This window comes from Nonomuraea sp. NPDC049655, assembly GCF_044465465.1.
GTDB lineage: Bacteria > Actinomycetota > Actinomycetes > Streptosporangiales > Streptosporangiaceae > Nonomuraea.
Genome location: NZ_JBITLS010000028.1, coordinates 27,831 through 46,919, shown reverse-complemented (window position 1 = coordinate 46,919; position 19,089 = coordinate 27,831). Strand labels below are relative to the sequence as shown.

The following is a 19,089-nucleotide window of genomic DNA, read 5'->3' as shown; positions in this document are numbered from 1 at the left end:
CCACGATGTAGTGATGGGGGGGGGCCGGGGGGGGCGGGGGGGGGCGGGGGGGCGCGGGGGGGGGGGGGGGGGGGGGGGGGGGGGGGTGGGGGGTGGGGGGGGGGGGGGCGCGGGCCGGCCCCCCCCCCCCCCCCCCCCCCCCCCCCCCCGGCGGCGGGGAACGGCGGGTCTACTCGGTGCCGGGGGTCTTGCGCGTGGTCACGTTCATGCGGTTCCAGGCGTTGACCGTGAAGATCAGCGCGATGAGCTGGGCCAGTTCCTTGTCGTCGAAGTGCCGCGCGGCCTCGTCGTACACCTCGTCCTCGACTCCTCGCGGCAGCAGGGTCACCGCCTCCGTGAGCGCCAGAGCGGCTCGCTCCTTCGCGGTGTAGAGGCCGGCCTCCTGCCAGGCGCTGAGCTGGTAGATCCGCGCCTCGCTCTCACCCGCCCGGCGGGCGTCGCCGGTGTGGTAGTCGATGCAGTACGCGCACCGGTTGATCTGCGAGGCGCGGATCTGCACCAGCTCGATCAGCACGGGGTCCAGCCCTTCGCGAGCCACGGCGTCCAGGGCCAGCACGGCTTTGAAGACCTTGGGGGCGACACGCGAGAGGTTCATCCGTTCGGCAATGGCAACGTTCGTCATGCCACCACGCTAGGAGCGTGATCGGCCCACGATATGGTGCATTCTCATGTCTCTTTCCTGGGCCAATTCGTGAGCGGCAGCGACCTGCATCTGGAGCTCACCGGCAGCGGCGGCGCCCGCGTACGGCTGATGCGTGCCCTGCGCGAGGCCATACGGTCGGGACGGCTGGCGCCCGGCATCCGGCTGCCGCCCTACCGCGCCCTCGCCGTGGACCTGGGCATCGCCCGCAACACGGTGGCCGCCGCCTACGCCGAGCTCGTCGAGGAGGGCTGGCTCACCGCACGTCAGGGCTCGGGCACCGAGGTCGCGCACCGCGCCGCGCCGGTGGAGCCGGACCTGCGGCGAGCTCCCGCGCGTCCGTCCCGCCCGCGGATCGTCCACGATCTGACGCCCAGTTCCCCCGACGCCGCCGCCTTCCCCCGCTCGGCCTGGGCCACGTCGGCCCGGCGGGCGCTGACCGCCGCGCCCGGCGACGCCTTCGGCGTCGGCGACCCCCGCGGCCGGCCCGAGGTGCGTCAGGCGCTGGTGGACTACCTGGCGCGCACCAGAGGCGTACGCACCACGGCGGAGCACATCGTGATCTGCTCGGGGTACGCGCACGGGTTGCGGTTGCTGTGCCAGGTGCTGCGCGGCCCGGTCGCCGTCGAGGCCTACGGGCTCGCCTTCCACCGCTCCCTGCTGACCGAGGCCGGGCTGAGGACCGTCCCGCTCACCGTGGACGCCCACGGCGCCCGGATCGAGGACCTTCCCGCCACAGACGTGCGGGCGGTCCTGCTGACGCCGGCGCACCAGTACCCCACCGGAGGCGCCCTGCACCCCCGGCGGCGGGCCGCGGCCATCGACTGGGCCCGCGCCACAGGCGGCCTGGTGCTGGAGGACGACTACGACGGCGAGTTCCGTTATGACCGCGAACCGGTCGGCGCCGTGCAGGGCCTCGACCCGGACCGCGTCGTCTACTTCGGCTCGACCAGCAAGAGCCTGTCCCCATCGCTGCGGCTCGGCTGGATGGCGCTGCCCACCCGGCTGGTGGACGACGTGCTCGCCGCCAAGGGTTCGCGCGAGTTCTGGTCGAGCGTCACCGACCAGCTCGCCCTGGCCGACTTCATCGCCTGCGGCGCCTACGACCGCCATCTGCGCCGTATGCGCGCGATCTACCGGCGCCGCCGGAGCCTGCTCACGGCCACGCTCGCCGAGCGCGCCCTGCACATCACCGTCAGCGGCATCGCCGCAGGCCTGCACGCCGTGCTCGACCTTCCTCCCGGCACGGAGGAGGCCACCCTGCGCGCCGCCCGCCGCCTCGGCCTCGCCCTCGACGGCCTGGGTCCCTACCGCCATCCGGACAGCGCCATGCCGGCACGCGACGGCCTGGTCGTCGGGTACGGCACACCCGCTGAGCACGCGTTCGCCGCCGCGCTGGACGCCCTGTGCCTGGCCCTGCCGGCCCCGGTGACACCGGAGTCGATGAGGCCGGCCCTTGAGAGGAGGCTGTGAACCAGCGCCCGGGGTTCAGGGGTCGATGGGGTGTTCGGTGAAGTGGCCGCAGGGGCGGAAGCCCAGGCGGCGGTAGACGGGCTCGCCGTCTGCTGACGCCTGCAGGACCGCGATGCGATGATCTCGGTCGCGGGCCGTACGCAGTGCCGCGAGCGTGATGGCGCCGCCGTAGCCCCGCCTGCGGTGGGCGGCCAGGGTGGAGATGTTGTAGATGCCGGCGACCCCCGCGTGCTGGAACACTTCGGCGGAACAGACCGGACGGCTGTCCACGTAGCCGACCAGATACCGGGCCGGGCAGTGCGCGGCCAGCGCCTGCGGGGCGGCCCGGGCGAAGAAGCGGCGGACGGTGTCGGCGGGCGGATCCCAGTTCGCGGCGAGAACCGTGGCGTAGTCGGCGAGCTGTCCGGGCGTGGCGACCCGCTGGATGTCCAGCCCTCGGACGGCGGGCGGCGCCGGGGCGTCGTCCAGCTCGGCCCACATCGCCGTCTCGCGTTCGGACGCCGGCAGACCGGCCGCCGTCAGGCGGGCACCGAGGTCCGGCGGTGTCGAGGCGGGCCCCACCCACCAGGAGAACCGGCGGCCGGTGCGAGCCGACGTCCGAGCGGTCTCGCTGATGCGGGCCGTGGCGTCGGCGACGGTGAAGCGGGCCGCGGCGACGATGTTGAAGGTGTCGTCGTCCAGGCCGCTGTCGGCCACCAGGAGGTCATCGGTCTCCGTGACGGTCGCGCCGGTCATGCTCCGGTGCAGGTGGCAGGCGTGTTCCGCCAGGTTCCGTTCCATCCTGTCCAGCAGGTCGGCTTCAACGAGCGAGTGATCATTCATGCTGGGTCCTCATCTCCCGGAGCGGAGTGTCACCGCGGGGTCCGGGAGGACATCAGGGCCTCGGGGAAGCCGGGGCCGTGGACGACGTGGATCTGCCCGAGGTCGGTGACCTCGCCGCAGGTGCCGCAGGTGGTCTGCTCGGTGATGGCCCCGCCGCAACCGGTGTGCCGATACAGGATGGGCGGACCGTCGGGTGCCGCCCATCGATCACCCCACTGCGTCAGCGCGATGATCACGGGTGCCAGGTCGAACCCCTTCGCGGTCGCGGCATAGCGGCCCCGGTCGGGCTGCTCCTTGCTCGATCGCCGTTCGAGTACGCCCGCGTCGACCAGGCTGTCCAGGCGTTTGGCCAGGATGTTGGTCGCGATGCCCAGGCGCTGGAAGTCGGCGAACCGGGTCGCTCCGGCGAACAGCACGTCACGCACGATCAACAGGCTCCATCGCTCGCCGACGACCTCCAGCGCCCTGGCGGCCGAGCACACCTGCGTGTCGTAGGTCTTGCCGAGCATGGCGACCCCACCTCCCAGAGGATCACTTGCGTGATGCAAGACTACCCCTCTAATGTCGCTTGCATCATGCAAGTGCGCTCTCGAACGGCGGACGGCTCCATGGCCGCGACCGTGGCCGCGACCACGGCGTGACCAGCGAGCCCGCCTGCCCGTCCGGAACAAAGATCATGTGGAGGTCACCGATGAGTGGATTGCTGCTCCAGGACAAGAACGCCGTGCTCTACGGAGGCGGCGGCGCGATCGGCGGCGCCATCGCACGGGTCTTCGCCAGGGAAGGCGCGCGGGTCTTCCTCGCCGGGCGGACGCAGGCGAAGCTCGACGCCGTGGCGCGTGACATCGCCGCCGCGGGCGGAAAGGTCGAGACGGCGCGGGTCGACGTGCTCGACCAGGAGGAGGTCGACAAGCACGCCGCCGCGGTCGCGGCGACGGCCGGCGGCATCGACATCGCCGTGAACGCCGTGAGCGTCCAGCACGACCAGGGGACTTCGCTGGCGGATCTGTCGCTGGAGGAGTTCATGCGGCCGATCGACGGGTTCTTGCGGACGCTGTTCATCACCAGCAAGGCTGTGGCCCGGCACATGGGGGGCGAGCGTCCCGGTGTGATCCTGACGCTGTCGGAGCCGGGCGCCAAGCTGGCCGTTGGCGGCATCTTGGGACACGCCGTGAGCGCGGCCGGCAAGGAGGCGTTCTCCCGGGTTCTGGCCGCGGAGCTGGCACCGCGCAATGTCCGGGTGATCGGCATCCGTCCTCACGCTGTCGTCGACGCGCCGGCCGCCGGTTCCTACACCAAGGAGCTCTTCGAGCAGGCGGCGGCAGCGGCCGGACAGTCGGTCGAGGAGATGCTCGACGGCGGGGCGATGGCGCAGGGGACGCTGCTCAAGAGGCTGCCGACGCTCTCCGAGATCGCGGAGACGGCCGCGTTCCTGGCGTCGGATCGAGCGGGGGCCATGACCGGGACGATCGCCAACCTGACCAGCGGCGCGATCGTCGACTGAGTTCACATTCGCCAAGACGTTCGCCGGGCGGAGGGGGCAGTGAGGGCGCGGATGAACTCGACCATGGAGCGGTGGGTGCAGTCGTACCACCGCGAGCTGCGGTCCGGGGTTGTCAGAGGCCCGCGATGTCGATCGCCTGGTCGAGGTACGTCTCGGTGCTTCCGGGCCAGAAGCGCTCGTAGAGGAGATATTCCAGCGGGTCCCGCCGTTCGTCCGTCAGGAATTCGCGGGCGGCCCGGGGGTGGTTGGACAGGGCGGCCATGACGGCCACCATGGGGTCGCGTTCGTCCAGGGGAATGGCGCACATCGGCCGTGAGTCCGGACGGAGGTTCCGCCAGTACGGGGACACGGGAGGCTGGCTGCGTTCGTAGTCGTAGACCTTGAAGGCGAGGTCGCGCAGGAACACGTCGGCGAAACAGCCGTATCGCAACAATTGCCCGAGCGCGAAACCGGTTTCCGGGTCATCGAGGTTTTCGAGCAGACGGTGAACGTAAGGGGTCGAGATCCTGGCCGCGCCGGGTGCGCGCGAAGCGGTGCCGAGAAGCGTGCTCAGCGCCCTGGCCAGTCGGTCGAGGCTGGTGGACTGGATGGCGTGCGCGCGGCGCAGACCGGCCAGAAGGCTCTTGAGCTGGCGCGGCGGCATCACGGCGGCGAACGCCACGGCGAAGTCGGGGTCGTTTCGGCGCTTTTCGAGTTCGGCCAAATCGTGGGAATCGATGGCGCCCTTCTTCCCCTCCGCTCCGCAGAACGACTGGACGAAGGAATCGTAACCACAAGAATGATCGGCCAGCACTGCCCCACTTTTCCTGATAAAAACGAAAAGTCGGGCAACTAATCTCCTCTAGAGACCCCCTCTCGGGACAAATCGTTCGCCAGCATCGCACATCACGAAGAGGTAACATTAGCGAGCCCTCGGACGGACACGAAAAAACCACATGCCCGACCGGAATCCCGGCCCCCGCAGCCCCCGAGGCAGGACCCCCGGACGACCCCGCCCCTCGTCGAACCGGACGCCGGCGAACGACCGTTCTCGGGCCAGGTATCCGACGAGGCGACACAGCCGAGGAGACCTCGCGCCCCAAAGGGCCCTCGCGACCCCAAGGGATCTCGCGAGCCGCGACGAGTTCCGCGGCCCGCCGAAAGGCCCGCCGAAGGGCCCGTCGAAGGGGTCGCCGACAAGGGATGCGCGGCATGTATTCCTTGACAGGCATATACCCGAAAGGGAATATGAAGGCATGTCCGTCGACGCGTTCTCCGTGCTCTCCGAGCCGACCCGGCGTCGGATCCTCGATCGGCTCCGGATGGCCGAGAGCAGTGTGAACGAGCTGGTCGAGGCGCTAGATGTCAGCCAGCCCACGGTGTCCAAGCAGCTGAAGGTGCTCAGGGAGGCCGGGTTCGTCACCCGCCGCACCGAGGCGCAGCGGCGCATCTACCGCCTGCACGCCGGCCCCTTCCAGGCGCTGGACGACTGGCTTCAGCCGTACCGGGCCCTGTGGGACACGCATCTCGACGCTCTTGAGCGCCATCTCGACAACCTGGAGCAGCCATGACCCCAGACGCGTACCGCCCGAGCCCGCCGGCCCAGGTCGGCAGCGAGGTGACGGAAGGTCGCTGGACCCTCGTCTTCGTCCGCGACCTGCGGCATCCGCCGGAGAAGGTGTGGCGGGCGCTGACCGAGCCCGGACAGCTCGCGGCGTGGGCGCCGTACACCGCCGACCGTGATCTTTCCGAGGCCGGTGGCGCGACCCTCACGATGATCGACGACGAGAAGCCTCAGGACCTGGTGGCCGAGGTCGTCCGCGTCCAGCCGCAGACGCTGCTGGAGTACACGTTCGGCACCGACCTGCTGCGGTGGGAGCTGACGGCGACCGGCGGCGGCACGCGTCTGACGCTGCGGCACACCGTCCTGGACCGCGACCTGCTGCCGAAGGTGGCGGCCGGGTGGCACCTCTGCCTCGACGTGGCCGACAGGCTGCTCGAAGGGCGGCCGATCCCGCCGATCCGGGGTGCTGCGGCGGTCGGCTTCGGCTGGTCGGAGCTGAACGACCGGTACGCCCGGCAGCTCGACGTCCCGAACACCGGCCTGCCCGGCCACCTGAAGGGCGGCGACCAGACCTCCTGACGGGCCCGCACCACGCCGGACGCGGCCCCGGAGCCGACGGGGCGGAGAAGGCGGCCGGGCTGCGATGATGAGCTCCCATCCGGAGACGTCGATGCCGCCCGGGGCGTACGGCATCGGCGGCGCGCGCCAGGAAGGCAGGCTCGATGATCGCTGTTCTGGGCGAGTGCGTCGCCGACGGCTTCACCACCGCGGCAGGCACCGCGGCAGGCACCGCGGCAGGCACCGCGGCAGGCACCGCGGCAGGCACCGCGGCAGGCAGTGCCACAGGCGGCGCGGGGGGCGGCGCAGGGCAGGGCGGCGAGCTCGGGTTGCGGGTGCTGCCGGGCGGCGGCCCGGCCAACACGGCGGTGGCGCTGGCCCGGCTCGGCACGCCGGCCCGCTTCCTCGGACGCATCTCCGGCGACGTGTTCGGCGCCCTGTTCCGCGAACGTCTGGCGTCCTCGGGCGTGGACCTGTCGGCGGCCGTCGAGGCCGCGGAGCCGAGCACGCTCTCGGTCGCCGCGCTCGACGACGGCGGCCAGGCCGCCTACACCTTCTACGCGGGCGGCACCGCCGACTGGCAGTGGAGCCCGGACGAGCTGACCCCGGCCCGGCTCGGCCCGGCCGCCTGCCTGCACACCGGGTCGCTGGCGCTGGTCAGGGAGCCGGGCCGGGCGGCGGTCGAGGAGTTCGCGCGCGCGGCCGCCGCGCGGGCCACGGTCTCGGTCGATCCCAACGTGCGGCCCACTCTCGCCGCCCGCGAGGACTACCGGGTCGAGCGCTGGTGCCGGTGGGCCGACCTGCTCAAGCTCAGCGAGGACGACCTGCGCTTCCTGATGCCCGGCGTGCCGGTGGAACGGGCCTGTGACACCTGGCACGCCGCCGGGGCCCGGCTCGTCGTGGTGACCCGCGGGGCGGCGGGCGCGCTGGTGTCCCTCGACGGCGAACGGGCGGAGGTGCGGGCGCCGGAGGTCGTCGTCGTGGACACGGTCGGCGCCGGCGACTCCTTCACCGCCGGGCTCCTGCACGACCTGGGCGCGCGCGGCCTGCTCGGCGGCCGGCTCGACGGCCTCGACCTGGACACCGCCGTGGCCGCCGCGTCGTTCGCGGCCCGGGTGTCGGCGCTGACGTGCTCGGTGGCGGGCGCCAACCCGCCCTGGGCCGACGCGCTGGCAACCCCCTGACCGCCGCCCGCGCGGGACCCCGGCAAGCGACCGGGATCCCGCCAAAGGCGGCGGGCCTGGTGGACGAGAAGGCGAGATGGACGGAGAAGGCGGGCCTCGTGGTCCAGAAGGCGGGCCTCGTGGTCGGGGAGGCGGGTCAGGTGAGGGGGACGGTCGTGGTGGGGACGTTGTAGCCGCGCACGCGGAGCGCCGGCTGCCGGCCGCCGAGGTCGCTCGTGCGGTACGTGGCCGTGATGGTCGTGGTCTCCCCCGGCCACAGCGTGACGTAGTTGTCGGTGTAGGTCACCGGCACGACCTCGCGCCCGTCCGCGACCACCTCCGGGCGCACGAGGAAGGCCAGGCCGGACGGGTTGCGCAGGGTGATCGTGACGGTCTCGGTCCCGGCGGAGACGGCGCGGACGCCGGTGGCGGCGACGTCGGCGGCGGGCAGGGCGTTCAGGCCGGTGAGGTCGGCGTAGGTCTTCGGCGTGGTGCGGTACCAGTTGCTCTTGTTGCCGAGCGTGTCGGGCGCGGTGGAGTACCAGTAGACGTTGTCGCTGACCTTCGCGCCGGCGGCGTCCTTGAGCTGGAGCCTGATCAGGTACGTCCGCGACAGCCCGGTCAGCGCCGGGATCGTCAGCACCTGGACGCCCGCGTTGGCCGTGGCGGTGACGGGGGCCGAGGCGGTGTACTGCTGGGCCAGGTCCGGCAGGTTGTGCACGGAGACCGTGGCGGTCAGCCCGGAGCGCGTGGTGAGGGTCGAGTTGACCACGTGCACGGCCCGGGTCAGGTAGTCGTAGGCGATGTGCACGGGTTCGGTGGCCTTCTTGGTGCCGAAGTAGCCGCCGCCGGGTTTGAGGTAGTAGTCGTAGAGGTTCCAGTGGACCGACGGCCAGGCGTTGTTCAGCATCCAGAAGATCGAGCCGAACGAGCGCACGTGCTGCCTGGCGCTCCACGCCTCGAAGAAGGCGCGGGCGTTCTCGTAGTTCTGCGCCTCGGACTTGCGGGACTGGTCGGCGGCGGAGGCGGGCGTGCCGTAGCGCTTGGCCAGGCCGGTGCTGTAGGGGGCGATGGTGTCGAACACGCTGCCCGGCTTGCCGGCGTGGTAGTTGTACGCCGTCCCGATGGGCCACACGTCGGCGGGCGCGAGGAAGCGCTGCAGCGTCTCCAGGGGCGGCGGCGACTCGGTGCCCTCCTCCCCCGTGCTGCCGTACGCGCCGCCGCTCTTGCTCTCGTCCCACCACAACACCGGGGGCTCCCACACGTACGGGCCGTCCATCTTCATGCCGGCGTCGGCGTTGGACCAGGTGGCGACGTTGTCCAGGGTGGGGTTCTGCCAGTGCAGGGCGTTGGCCACGCTCTTGTACGCGGCCAGGTGCGCGGCCGTCGGCGGCTGGTCGCTGCCGTAGGTCCACAAGAACACCGAGGCGTGGTGGCGCAGCGAGCGGAGCTGGCTGTCCAGCGAGGCGCGGGCGACCTGTTCCTGTTCGGCGGTCCAGGCGCTGTCGTCCTCCCAGGCGCTGCAGCAGACGAAGCCCGGCATGACCAGGATGCCTGCCTTGTCGGCCATGTCGTACAGTTCTTCGTTGCCGAGGGTGCCCTCCAGCCTGATGGTGTTCAGGCCCATGTCCTTGACGTAGGCGATGTGGGCGGCGTTCGTCCTGGTGTCCCAGCGTTGCATCAGGTCCCACACGTACCCGCCGCCGCGCAGCAGGATCGGCCGGCCGTTGATCTTGTATCCGGCGAACGAGGTGCCGTTGACGGTGGTGCGGTAGTCGGTGACCTGGCGGACGCCGAAGTCGATGGCCTTGCTGTCGGAGGCGCCCGCGCTGACCGTCAGGCGGTACAGCTCGGGGCTGCCGAACTGGTACGGCCACCACAGCACCGGATCGCTCACGTGCAGGGGCGCGAAGGCGACCTCCTTGCGCTCGCGGGCGGCCAGCGTGACGGCCTGGGAGAAGGTGAGGTCGGGCCGGCCCGCCTTGGTGATCGTGCCGCTGACCGTGGTGGTGACGGGGGCGTTCGTCGCGTTGACGGCGTCCACGTAGACGGTCAGGTCGGCGGCGGCGCCGGACAGGGTGGTCCGCACGTACGGGTCGCGCAGGGCCACCGGGCCCGTGGTGTCCAGCAGGGTCGTGTTCCAGATGCCCGCGTTCATGTCGGGAGCCTCGGGGTTCCAGTCGACCGTGCAGGTGGACAGGTCCTTGCAGTCGTGGCGCGGCGGGGTGACCTTGACGGCCAGCGCGTTGACCGCGCCGGGCCGGATCGCGGCGGTGGCGTCGTACTCGTGGCCGACGAACGTGCCCACGGCCGCGGCGTCTAACTGCACGCCGTTCAGCCAGATCTGGGCGCGGTAGCTGAGGCCCTTGAAACGCAGCCAGTACACCTGGCCTGGGGCCGTGGCCGGGGCCGTGAACTCGCCGCGGAACCACCAGTCCTGGGTGGTCAGGTCGGGCACGTTCTTGAGGTTCTGGCCGAAGTAGACGTCCTGGTAGACGCCGTTCGCGACCAGCCCGGCCAGGACGGTCGAGGGCAGGGTGACCGGGTGCCAGCCGGTGGTGGCGTACCCGGGCGTGGAGATCGCCGCGCCGGTGTCGGCGAGGCCGGTGGCCGGGCGCAGCGCCCAGCCCGAGGCCAGCTCGGTCGAACCGGCCGCCGCGACGGCGCTGCCGGCGCTCACCACCCCCGAGGCGAGCAGCAGGACGAGCACGGCCAGGACGCATCTGATCGATCGTGACATGCGCAGCTCCTGAGGGGGCTCCTACGAACCGGAGGGCCAGGCGATCTGGGTGGAGCGGTAGTAGGCGATCCCCATGACGCGCCAGCGCGGGCCCTGCGCGCCCAGCCGCTGCCGGAACGCGGTCCAGTCGTGCGTGGCGGAAGGGGACCAGCCCAGTTCGGCGAGCGCGGGCAGGCGAGGGAAGGCCATGTACTCGAGGTCGGCCGACGTCCTGAGCGTCTCGGTCCACAGCGGCGCCTCGACGCCGAGCACCTGCTCGGGCGGGAGCCTTCTGAGGTAGGCGCCGGGATCCCAGCCGTAGGCGTCCTTGACCTCGATCGTGCCCGCCCAGGTCTGGCCGAGCGGGGTGCGCCGGTTGTACTTCATGTCCAGGTACGCGCGGCTCGCCGGGGACATGACGACCTTCCGGCCCGCCGTCGAGACCGCCGTCTCGGTGGGGTCGCTGCCCCAGTACTGGACGACCGTGGAGGGCAGCGGGGTGGCGTTGACGACGTCGTGCCAGCCGATCACGGTCTTGCCGTGGGCGGCCACGATGCCCTGCGCCCGGTCGACGAACGCCCGGTAGTCGGCCGGCGTCGTGGAGGACGCCTCGTCCCCGCCGATGTGCAGGTACGGGCCGGGGGTGAGCGCGGCCAGCTCGCCGATCACCTGGTCCACGAAGGTGTAGGTGAGCTCCTTGGACGTGCACAGCGAGCTGAACCCGACGTCCGTGCCGGTGTAGCGCGGCGGGGCGACGCCGTCGCAGGTGAGCTCGCCGTAGGAGGCGAGGGCGGCGTTGGTGTGCCCCGGCATGTCGATCTCCGGGATCACGGTGATGTTTCGCGCGGCGGCGTAGGCGACGATCTCCTGGTACTGGGCCTTGGTGTAGAAGCCGCCGGGATCGCCGCCGACCGCCGTGCCGCCGCCGTAGGAGGCCAGCCGGGGCCAGGAGTCGATCGCGATGCGCCAGCCCTGGTCGTCGGACAGGTGCAGGTGCAGGCGGTTGATCTTGTAGAGCGCGATCTGGTCGAGGTACCGCTCGACCGCGTCCACCGGGAAGAAGTGCCTGGCCACGTCGAGCATCGCCCCCCGCCAGGGGTAGCGCGGCCGGTCCACGACCCGCCCGCCGGGCACCGGCCAGGGGCCCGGCTGCACCGTGCCGGCCTCGGCGGCGTACGGGAGCAGTTGCCGCAGCGTCTGCACGCCGTTGAACAGCCCGGCGGGCCCGTTGGCCAGCACGACGATCCCGGTGGCGGTCACGTCGAGCTGGTACGCCTCCTCCCCGCCGGCCACCGTGCCCAGCCGCAGCGCGATCCCGTCGGCCGGCGGGGCGGTCACGATCGGGACCGGGTAGCCGGTCGAGCGGCGCAACCGACCGGCGAGCTGCTCGCCCACCTCGGACGCGTCGGAGTACAGGGCGGTCGCGGCGGTGATCAGGTACGTGACCCCCGCCGCCGGGACCGCGCTCACCGGAGCGGGCACGATCGCGCCGAAGGCGACGGCGGCCGCCGCCGTGGCACTGGGCGAGACGGTCACCGAGGCAGGGACCGACAGGGCGAGCAGGGTCGTCAGCACGACCGCAGCGGTGCGGATCTTCATGACCGCCTCCCGAGGGTTGCCCCCACCATACGGACGCGATCGCTGGTGGTAAAGAACCTTTCTAATCAAGGGTCTCGGTGGCGACGGTCCGGTAGCCGTTCCACACGAAGCGGGCCGTGGTCACCGCGTCGTCGCCGTCGCCGGTGATGAGCTGGTGGATGGCGATGCCGTCCAGCTCGCGGTATTCGCACCACTCGTGGTCGGAGGTGAGCACGAGGTCGAGCCCGAGGTTCACCAGCAGGTCGAAGACCTGGCCGCGGTTGGCCCGGTCGACGCCCACGAACACCTCATCCAGCAGGATGAACCGGGGGCAGCCGGGGTCGGTGCGGTAGTGGGCGGCCACGGCGGCGAACAGCGGCAGGTGCAGGGCGATGGCCTTCTCGCCGCCGGACAGGGCGCCGTGCAGCTTCCTGGTCAGGTCCTGCCAGCCCTGGCCGTCGCCGCGGTCGAGGCGGACCACGAACCGGTGCCAGGACGTGTAGTCCAGCACCTTCATGAGCTGGTCCTCCCAGCCGGCCGAGGAGTTGTCGGCGCGCGCCTCCTCGACGCGGTCCCTGAAGAAGGCGTACAGGGCCTCGCGGTCGGCCTCGCTCAGCCCCGCCGGGTCGCGCAGCAGCAGCTCGCGGGCCGCCCGGGTGGCCGGCGACTGGGTGGGATCGACCTGCCACACCAGCCGCACCGCGACCCCCGAGGCCGTCCGGACGCGTTCGAGCCGCTGGTTCATGCCCTCGACCAGCGCGGCGGCCTGGCGGATGCGGTCGGCCAGGTGCCGCCGCGTGTCACCGGCGAGCGTGCGGTCGAACAGGTCGCGCTCGGCCTCGGTGATGTCGCCGCGCCGCTCGTCGCGCTCGCCGCGCAGCGCCCTGCCCAGCGCCGCCGCGCCCGCCCGCACGCCGCCGGCGGTGGCGGTCAGCACCTGGACGTCCTCGTCGGGGGCCAGCTCCAGCTCGGCGCGGCCGGCCAGGACCTCCCTGGCGTGGTGGAAGGCGTCCCGCAGGCGGGCCTCGGCCTCCCTGACGGTCCGCTGCTCGTGCGGCACCGCGGCGAGCCGCCCGGCCACGTCCCCGGCCGCCTCCAGCACCGCGCGCACCCCGGCGTCGGGGGCGGGCCCGGCGGGCAGGCCGGCGTCGGCGGCCAGGTGGCCGGCCAGCAGGCGGCGCAGGCGCTCGCAGACCGCCTCGCGGACGCGCCCGGCCTCGGCGTGCTTCTCCTCGGCCCGACCCAGCTCGCCCCTGAGCCGTCCGAGGCGGGCGTTGAGCCGGGCCGTGTCGTCGTGGATCGTCCGGATCTGGCGGCGGCAGCCCTGGTGGGCGGTCTGGGCGTCCTGGAGCCGGCCGAGCAGGTCGAGCTCCTCGCCGCCGGCCGCGGGCTCGACGGCGGCCAGCTTCTCGGCCAGCACGACGGCCGCGTCGGCCGCCTCCTCGGCCCGTTCCATCGCCCGTACGGCCAGGTCCTGGTACTCGCGGGCGGTCTCGGCCGCCTGGCCGGCGCGTTCCCTGGCCGCGCGGGCGTCGCCGCGCCGGTCGTGCCAGACGGCGCCGGTGGTCTCGGCGGCGCGCAGGGCGGCCTCCAGCCGGTCGAGCGCGGGCCGGGCGGCGGGCAGGGCGTGCCGGGCGGCCAGCTCGGTGAGCCGGCGCAGCGACCTGCCCACCTCCTTCTCGCGCTCGTGCAGGCGCTGCTCGTGCGCGCGGAGCTGGTCCTCCAGCAGGGCGACCTTGCCCACGGCCGCGTCCAGCGCCCGCGCGGCGCCGTCGTACGGCCTCCGGTCGGGCCGCCGCCGCAGCTCGGCCGCGAGCGTGTCGCGGTCGCCGGCCAGCACCCTGAACAGGTGGTCGCACTCGGCGATCGTGCCGGCCAGGTCGGAGAGCCGGTCGTCCAGCTCGGCGACGCGGCGGCGCAGGGCGCGCTCGCGGGCGGCGTCGCCGATGTAGGCGGGCTCCGGCTTGACCCAGCGCCCGGCGGCCGGGCCGAGCCGCCAGGTGCCGTCGGCGCCGACGGCCGCCGGGTGGTCGAGGCCGAGCGCCGTGGGGGCGAAGGCGACGCCCGCGAGCACCCGCTCGGCCGAGACGGGCGCGCCCGGCTGGGCGGACAGCACGACGGCCAGGCTGTGGCCGGGCGCGGGCCGGGCCAGGGCGGAGGCGGCGAAGGCGTCGTGCTCGCCGGGGTCCATGCCGCCGTCGGGCAGCAGCCACAGGTCGAGCAGGCCCGAGGCTTCGAGCGCCGCCTCGACGCCCGCCTGGGTGACCGGGTCGACGCCGGAGCGGAAGGCGAGCGCCCGCCACAGCGGCATGCCGGGCCGTCCGGAGCGGGAGGCGGGGCGGGCGGGCGAGGGGGGCGGCTCCAGGGCGGTCCGGTCGGCCAGGCGTTCGCGTTCGCGGGCCAGTTCGGCGCGTTCGGCGTGCAGCCGGTCGCGCAGGCCGGTCAGGTGGTGCTCGCGGGCGGCCAGCCGGACCGCGGCCGCCGTGCGCGCCGCGCCGACCAGCTCGTCGGCCTGGTCGGACCGGTCGGCGAGGCCGGCCAGTTCCTCGGGGTCGAGCCGGAGGTGGGCGCAGCCGCGGGCCCACTCCTCCAGGGCGGCGGCCAGGTCGCGGGCGCGCTCGTCGCGGGTCGCGCCGGCCTGGTCGTGGGCGGCGGTCGCGGCCGCCAGGTCGTCGCGGACGCGGTCGCGGTCGTGCTCGGCGGTGGTGCGGCGGCCGATCGCCTCCTCGTGCTCGACGGCCGCCGCCGCGACCTCGCGGATCTGGCCGGCGCGGCTGGTGACGGCGGCGCGCAGCAGTTCACGGGCGCGGCGCACGGACTCCTCGCCGTCGTCGCCCCGCTCCCCCTCGCCGGAGGCGACGGGGAGCGCGCCCGGCGAGGGGGAGCAGGGTTCGGCGACCGGGCGTTCGCACTCCAGGTGGACCGAGAGCAGCCCGGCGCGCTCGGCGGCCCGGCGGGCCTCGGCGCGGGCGCGGTCGGCCAGGCCGGTGGCGGCGCGGGCGACGGCCGCCGCGCGCAACGACAGCTCCTGCCTGGCCGACGCGCCGCGGGCCGCCGCCCCGGCCTGGTCGCGCAGCCGGGCCGCCGACTCGTGCGCCTCGCGCGCCTGCGTGCGCAGCCGGTGCAGGTCGCGCCCGGACCGGTACGCCTCGCTCTCCTTCAGCCCGTCGATCTGCGCGGCCAGGGCCAGCTCCTGCGCCTCCTCCTCCGACAACCGCACGGCCGCGGCGGCCAGCTCGTCGCCGGCCTGCTTGAGCGCCTCCCGTCCGGCCTTGACCTCGGCGGCGAGGGCGTCGACGGCCTGCCCGGCGTCCAGGGCCGCGGCGGCGGCCGCGCGCAGCACCTTCTGGGCGTAGCCGCGCTGGACGTCGGCCAGCCGGTCGGCCTCCTGCACGTCGCGGTCGAGCAGGCGCAGCTCCTCGCGCTGCCGGTCGAGCCGCTCGAACCCGTCGGCGATCTCGTGGATCTCGCCCTCGCCGAGCGGCGGCAGGGCGCTGGACAGCAGGTCGGACAGCAGGCCGGGGTCGAGGCGTTCGGACAGTTTGGGGGTGCGCAGCTGGCGCAGCGCGGTGAGCAGGCAGTCGTAGCGCTGCTCGTTGAGCCCGGTGTAGAGGGTGCGGCGCACGAGGGCGCGGTAGGCGTCGGCGGACTCGTGGACCGTCCCGGCCTCGCCCAGCTCGTCGGCGAGCTGGGCCCTGGTCAGCGGCTGGCCGCCGTCGCCGGTGAGCCGGACGCCGCCGGGCAGGCCGACGCGGGAGCCGGTGGTGAAGTAGGCGGCGGTGACGTTCTTGGTGTGGGCGGTGGCCTGGAGGCGGGCGCCGCAGGTGAACCAGCGGCCGTCGGCGTGCTGGAACTCCAGCCAGACGTAGCCGACGCGGGTGACGCCGCTCGCGCCCTCGCCCATGAGGTTCCAGTGCATGGTTCGCTCGGTGCCGCCGAACGTGGACAGCCTGCTGGGTTTGAGACTGGCGTCCAGCACGTACGGCAGCAGCAGTTCCAGCACCTTGGACTTGCCGCTGCCGTTGGGCCCGCGCAGCAGCAGCCTGCCCCGGTGGAACTCGAACACCTCGTCGTGGTAGCGCCACACGTTGAGGATCCCGGCGCGTACGGGCATCCAGCGCCGGTCCATGCCCGGGGCGGTGCGGGCGGGCGTGAGCTCGGTGACGGTCATGCGTCCTCCGTGTCGGCCGGGCCGCGATCGACCCGGTAGCGGGCTCCGGCGGGCAGGGCGGCCACCCGGTCGCCGGTACGGCGGGCCAGCCCGAACATGGCGAGCACCTCCAGCGCGTCGGCCGCGAGGCGGGGCGCGCCGCCGTCCGACTGGTAGGCCCTGGCCCACTGGGGGAAGCGCCGCAGCAGCTCGGCGGCCTCCTCGTCGAGGCGTCCGGCGGGCAGCGGACCGGCGGTGACCAGCAGGTCGAGCAGGAGCAGGGCGGCGACCTTGGCGGGGCCGCCGTCGTCGGGGAACCTCGTGTCGGTGGCGGTGGCCTCGGTGTCGACGAGCAGCAGCCCCTCGGCGCGTTCCTCCAGCACGAACCCGGCCTCCTCGGCGGCCCTGCGGATCATCCCGCGGCCGGTGAGCGAGGCGGCGTAGGCGGCCTGGACGGGGGTCAGCTCGTCGCGGTAGACGACGGGCTCGTCGAGCAGACGGCGGATGACGGAGTGGCGGGCCCACAGGGCGCGCTGGGTCTCCGTGGGCTCGTCGCCGCCGTACCGGGCCTCGACGGTGAGCGCCGCAATGGGAGCCACGGTGGGAGCCACGGTGGGAGCCGCCGGGTCGCCGGCCGCGCCGGGCAGGCGGGAGGGCGGGACGGGCGCGGCCAGCAGCCTGATCACGCGGGTGGTGTCCACGCGGTAGAGCACCTTGGCCTCCTCGTCGCCGAGGTAGGCGTCGGTCGTGCCGTCGGTGGGGGTGATCGCGCCGTGCCGTTCGAGCAGTTCGAGCGCGTCGACGAAGGCGGCCCGCTCGTCGGCGCTGACCGGATCGAACGGCGGCACGCCGGTCTCGACCGCCGCCGCCCGCGCCACCCGTCCGGCCAGCATGCCGATCGTGGTGACCGGCGCGGCGAGCAGTTCGGCCGCGCACAGGCACAGCAGCGTGTAGCGGCGGCGGTCGAACGGCGGGCCGCCGGCGCGGCGGCGGGCCGGGCGGGTGGCCGTCGGCCGCGACCCGGCCTTGACCAGGCGGGCGTAGCCCTCGCGGGGCTCCACGACCAGCCGCCAGCCGCAGAAGTAGTCGAACCACCGGGTCAGCGGTTCCCGCCGTTTCCTGATCACCGCGAAGGCGGCGGGTTCGTCGTCCGCCGTCAGGAAGGGCCGGGCGAGGAGGGTCCTGATCGCGCGGGCGATCTCCTCCTTCTCCGCCCTGACGAGCTGGTTGGCCAGGCTGCTCATGCCCCTTCGGCCCTCCCGTGGTCGCGGGCGCCCGGGGAGCGCACGTCGAGCAGGTAGTCGGGGCCGCGGAACCAGCCCTCGGAGGTGCGCAGCACCGCGACCGCGCCGTCGCCGGGAGCCCGCAGCACGACCTCGACCCGGCCGTCGGAGGTGACGGCCCGGCGCAGGCCGGTGGCGTCGGGACGGGCGGCCAGGGCCCGGCCCAGCAGGTCGAGCAGCCGGCCGAGGGTGTCGTGGTCGAGCGCGCCGAGCTGGGACAGCCGGACCGAGCCGGTGGTGGCCAGCGCCCGCCAGGCGGCCTCCAGCCCGGCGTGCTCCTTCTCGGCGCGGGCGCGGCGCTCGGCGCGCAGGGCGGCCACGTCGCGCACCCGCCCGGTACGGCCCATGCGCTCGGTCCTGCCCCGCGAGCGCAGCAGCGCCGAGACCGCCACCGGCCCGGCCTCCGCCCAGGGCGTCCCGGCCGGGACGAGTTCGGCGTCGGCGTGCCCGAGGTGGGCGTGCCGGGCGGGGCCGAGGCCGAAGGCGGCGTCCCAGAGGCGGTGGGCGTCGTCCTCGGCCGGCGCGGTGGCGAACCAGCGGGCCAGCGCGCGGAAGTCGGCGGCGGCGCCGGAGGCGGGGCGGCGGGCGGCGGTGACGCGGTCGAGCAGCCCGAGCAGGGTGACGACGGCCTCGCCCGCGACCTCCTGCAGCCGCCGCAACCGGGGCCCGCCGCCGCTCTCGGCGCCGCCGCTCCCGGTGCCCCCGCTCCCGGCCCCGCTCCCGGTCCCGCCGCTCCCGGGGGCCGGGACGAGGTCGGGGTCGAACCACTGGCGCAGTTCGGCCCAGGCGGCGGCGCGGGCGGCCAGCCACGGCGTGGCCAGGTCGGTTCCGGGGATCCGGGGCAGGTCGGCGCCGGCCAGGGCCCGGGTGTGCAGGACGCCGACGCCCCGCGCGGCCACGCGGCGCAGCGCCCGCGCCACCGTCTCGCCGCGCTGCTCCAGCCCGGTCAGGAACTCCTGGAGGTAGGCCACCATGGCCGCCTCGGCCTCGTGGAACGTGCCAACGCCGGCGCCGCCGGCGCGCAGCAGCCGGCGCAGCTCGCCGTTGAGCCGCACGGTGTCGCGGCGCAGCCCGTCGAGGTGGCACTCCAGCTCCCGCAGGCAGGTGAACACCCGTCGGTCGCGGCCGGGGTCGGGGTCGGCCAGCAGCGCCTCCAGCTCCTCCAGCCGGTCGGCGACGGCGTCGAGCACGGCGGCGTGGAGCGCGCCCCCCGAGGCCGGTGTCGCGGTGGCCAGCGTCGCCGACGCCTGCCGCAGCCCGGCGTGGGCGGCCTCGCCCTGGGCGGTCAGGGCGTAGCGCAGGTTCCCGCGTTCGTACTCCTCGGCGGTCGCGAAGCCGGCGGCGTGGTCGAAGACGACCTCGACCAGTCGCCAGCCGGCGAGCTGCCGCAGCGCGCCGGTGAGGTCGTGGTCGCCGACGGGGGCGTACCAGCCGCGGTCGCGCAGCCGGTCGCGGACCTCGCCGGCGGTCAGCGCGGGCTCCAGGCGCTCGGCGGCGACGCCGAGGACGTCGAGGAGGGCCGTGTGCAGATCCGCCCGCTCAGTGGTGGCGAACCGGAACATCTCCGGCGGCACTCGTGGCAGCTCCGCCATCGCGCCGTTCTCCCCTCTCGCCGCGGTTTCACCGGAGCCACCGTAGTGGCAGAGACGGGCACCG

Annotated in this window: 14 protein-coding genes; 5 read left to right on the top strand and 9 right to left on the bottom strand. The window is 74.1% G+C overall.

Annotated elements, in window-relative coordinates; all coding sequences use genetic code 11:
• Window positions 1-169 precede the first annotated feature (169 nt).
• Window positions 170-622 (bottom strand): carboxymuconolactone decarboxylase family protein, encoded by a 453-nt coding sequence (locus ACIBQ6_RS50000; RefSeq protein ID WP_358286094.1) that lies wholly within the window; start codon window positions 620-622, stop codon window positions 170-172.
• A gap of 69 nt (window positions 623-691) precedes the next feature.
• Between ACIBQ6_RS50000 and ACIBQ6_RS49995 the strand changes: the two genes are divergently transcribed.
• Entirely contained in the window at window positions 692-2,113 is a 1,422-nt protein-coding gene (locus ACIBQ6_RS49995; protein WP_397219536.1) for a PLP-dependent aminotransferase family protein, read from the top strand.
• Window positions 2,114-2,128: 15 nt separating this feature from the next.
• On the opposite strand, the gene ACIBQ6_RS49990 is transcribed toward ACIBQ6_RS49995, so the two are convergent.
• A complete protein-coding gene (locus ACIBQ6_RS49990; RefSeq protein WP_397219535.1) occupies window positions 2,129-2,935 on the bottom strand; it encodes a GNAT family N-acetyltransferase in 807 nt (268 codons plus the stop codon).
• A 29-nt stretch (window positions 2,936-2,964) separates the two neighbouring features.
• Window positions 2,965-3,444 carry a helix-turn-helix domain-containing protein gene (locus ACIBQ6_RS49985; RefSeq protein ID WP_358286089.1) on the bottom strand — a complete coding sequence of 160 codons (480 nt, stop codon included), beginning with the start codon at window positions 3,442-3,444 and terminating at the stop codon, window positions 2,965-2,967.
• Window positions 3,445-3,626: 182 nt separating this feature from the next.
• Between ACIBQ6_RS49985 and ACIBQ6_RS49980 the strand changes: the two genes are divergently transcribed.
• Window positions 3,627-4,439, top strand: a complete 813-nt coding sequence (locus tag ACIBQ6_RS49980) for an SDR family oxidoreductase (RefSeq protein WP_358286087.1) — start codon at window positions 3,627-3,629, stop codon at window positions 4,437-4,439.
• 112 nt (window positions 4,440-4,551) lie between these two features.
• Here ACIBQ6_RS49980 and ACIBQ6_RS49975 read toward each other — a convergent pair whose 3' ends face one another.
• Window positions 4,552-5,232 carry a hypothetical protein gene (locus ACIBQ6_RS49975; RefSeq protein WP_358286086.1) on the bottom strand — a complete coding sequence of 227 codons (681 nt, stop codon included), beginning with the start codon at window positions 5,230-5,232 and terminating at the stop codon, window positions 4,552-4,554.
• Between the two features lie 442 nt (window positions 5,233-5,674).
• On the opposite strand from ACIBQ6_RS49975, the gene ACIBQ6_RS49970 reads away from it, so the two are divergent.
• The 3 genes from ACIBQ6_RS49970 to ACIBQ6_RS49960 all read left to right on the top strand — a co-directional run bounded on the left by ACIBQ6_RS49970 (window position 5,675) and on the right by ACIBQ6_RS49960 (window position 7,724).
• A complete protein-coding gene (locus tag ACIBQ6_RS49970) occupies window positions 5,675-5,989 on the top strand; it encodes an ArsR/SmtB family transcription factor (protein ID WP_397219534.1) in 315 nt (104 codons plus the stop codon).
• The gene (locus tag ACIBQ6_RS49965) at window positions 5,986-6,561 is read left to right on the top strand and encodes an SRPBCC family protein (RefSeq protein WP_397219533.1); all 576 of its coding nucleotides are present in this window, start codon (window positions 5,986-5,988) and stop codon (window positions 6,559-6,561) included. The genes ACIBQ6_RS49970 and ACIBQ6_RS49965 overlap by 4 nt, the downstream gene beginning before the upstream one ends.
• 143 nt (window positions 6,562-6,704) lie before the next feature.
• Complete coding sequence (locus tag ACIBQ6_RS49960; protein ID WP_397219532.1) at window positions 6,705-7,724, top strand: carbohydrate kinase; 1,020 nt, start codon at window positions 6,705-6,707, stop codon at window positions 7,722-7,724.
• A gap of 136 nt (window positions 7,725-7,860) precedes the next feature.
• Here ACIBQ6_RS49960 and ACIBQ6_RS49955 read toward each other — a convergent pair whose 3' ends face one another.
• The 5 genes from ACIBQ6_RS49955 to ACIBQ6_RS49935 form a co-directional block, all read right to left on the bottom strand.
• Window positions 7,861-10,443, bottom strand: coding sequence for a glycosyl hydrolase 2 galactose-binding domain-containing protein (locus ACIBQ6_RS49955; protein ID WP_397219531.1), 2,583 nt, complete (start codon window positions 10,441-10,443; stop codon window positions 7,861-7,863).
• A gap of 21 nt (window positions 10,444-10,464) precedes the next feature.
• Window positions 10,465-12,021, bottom strand: a complete 1,557-nt coding sequence (locus ACIBQ6_RS49950; protein WP_397219530.1) for a beta-N-acetylhexosaminidase — start codon at window positions 12,019-12,021, stop codon at window positions 10,465-10,467.
• 61 nt (window positions 12,022-12,082) lie between these two features.
• The gene (locus tag ACIBQ6_RS49945; RefSeq protein ID WP_397219529.1) at window positions 12,083-16,171 is read right to left on the bottom strand and encodes a TIGR02680 family protein; all 4,089 of its coding nucleotides are present in this window, start codon (window positions 16,169-16,171) and stop codon (window positions 12,083-12,085) included.
• Window positions 16,168-17,394 (bottom strand): TIGR02678 family protein, encoded by a 1,227-nt coding sequence (locus ACIBQ6_RS49940; RefSeq protein WP_397219528.1) that lies wholly within the window; start codon window positions 17,392-17,394, stop codon window positions 16,168-16,170. Before ACIBQ6_RS49940 ends, ACIBQ6_RS49945 begins: the two co-directional genes overlap by 4 nt.
• Window positions 17,391-19,025: a TIGR02677 family protein gene (locus ACIBQ6_RS49935; RefSeq protein WP_397219527.1), complete on the bottom strand. Its 1,635-nt coding sequence runs from the start codon at window positions 19,023-19,025 to the stop codon at window positions 17,391-17,393. The genes ACIBQ6_RS49940 and ACIBQ6_RS49935 overlap by 4 nt, the downstream gene beginning before the upstream one ends.
• Window positions 19,026-19,089 lie beyond the last annotated feature (64 nt).

Coding starts and splice junctions, on each gene's coding strand:
- ACIBQ6_RS50000 (WP_358286094.1), bottom strand. CDS start 622: ATGACGAACGTTGCCATTGCCGAACGGATGAACCTCTCGCGTGTCGCC.
- ACIBQ6_RS49990 (WP_397219535.1), bottom strand. CDS start 2,935: ATGAATGATCACTCGCTCGTTGAAGCCGACCTGCTGGACAGGATGGAA.
- ACIBQ6_RS49985 (WP_358286089.1), bottom strand. CDS start 3,444: ATGCTCGGCAAGACCTACGACACGCAGGTGTGCTCGGCCGCCAGGGCG.
- ACIBQ6_RS49980 (WP_358286087.1), top strand. CDS start 3,627: ATGAGTGGATTGCTGCTCCAGGACAAGAACGCCGTGCTCTACGGAGGC.
- ACIBQ6_RS49970 (WP_397219534.1), top strand. CDS start 5,675: ATGTCCGTCGACGCGTTCTCCGTGCTCTCCGAGCCGACCCGGCGTCGG.
- ACIBQ6_RS49965 (WP_397219533.1), top strand. CDS start 5,986: ATGACCCCAGACGCGTACCGCCCGAGCCCGCCGGCCCAGGTCGGCAGC.
- ACIBQ6_RS49960 (WP_397219532.1), top strand. CDS start 6,705: ATGATCGCTGTTCTGGGCGAGTGCGTCGCCGACGGCTTCACCACCGCG.
- ACIBQ6_RS49955 (WP_397219531.1), bottom strand. CDS start 10,443: ATGTCACGATCGATCAGATGCGTCCTGGCCGTGCTCGTCCTGCTGCTC.
- ACIBQ6_RS49950 (WP_397219530.1), bottom strand. CDS start 12,021: ATGAAGATCCGCACCGCTGCGGTCGTGCTGACGACCCTGCTCGCCCTG.
- ACIBQ6_RS49945 (WP_397219529.1), bottom strand. CDS start 16,171: ATGACCGTCACCGAGCTCACGCCCGCCCGCACCGCCCCGGGCATGGAC.
- ACIBQ6_RS49940 (WP_397219528.1), bottom strand. CDS start 17,394: ATGAGCAGCCTGGCCAACCAGCTCGTCAGGGCGGAGAAGGAGGAGATC.
- ACIBQ6_RS49935 (WP_397219527.1), bottom strand. CDS start 19,025: ATGGCGGAGCTGCCACGAGTGCCGCCGGAGATGTTCCGGTTCGCCACC.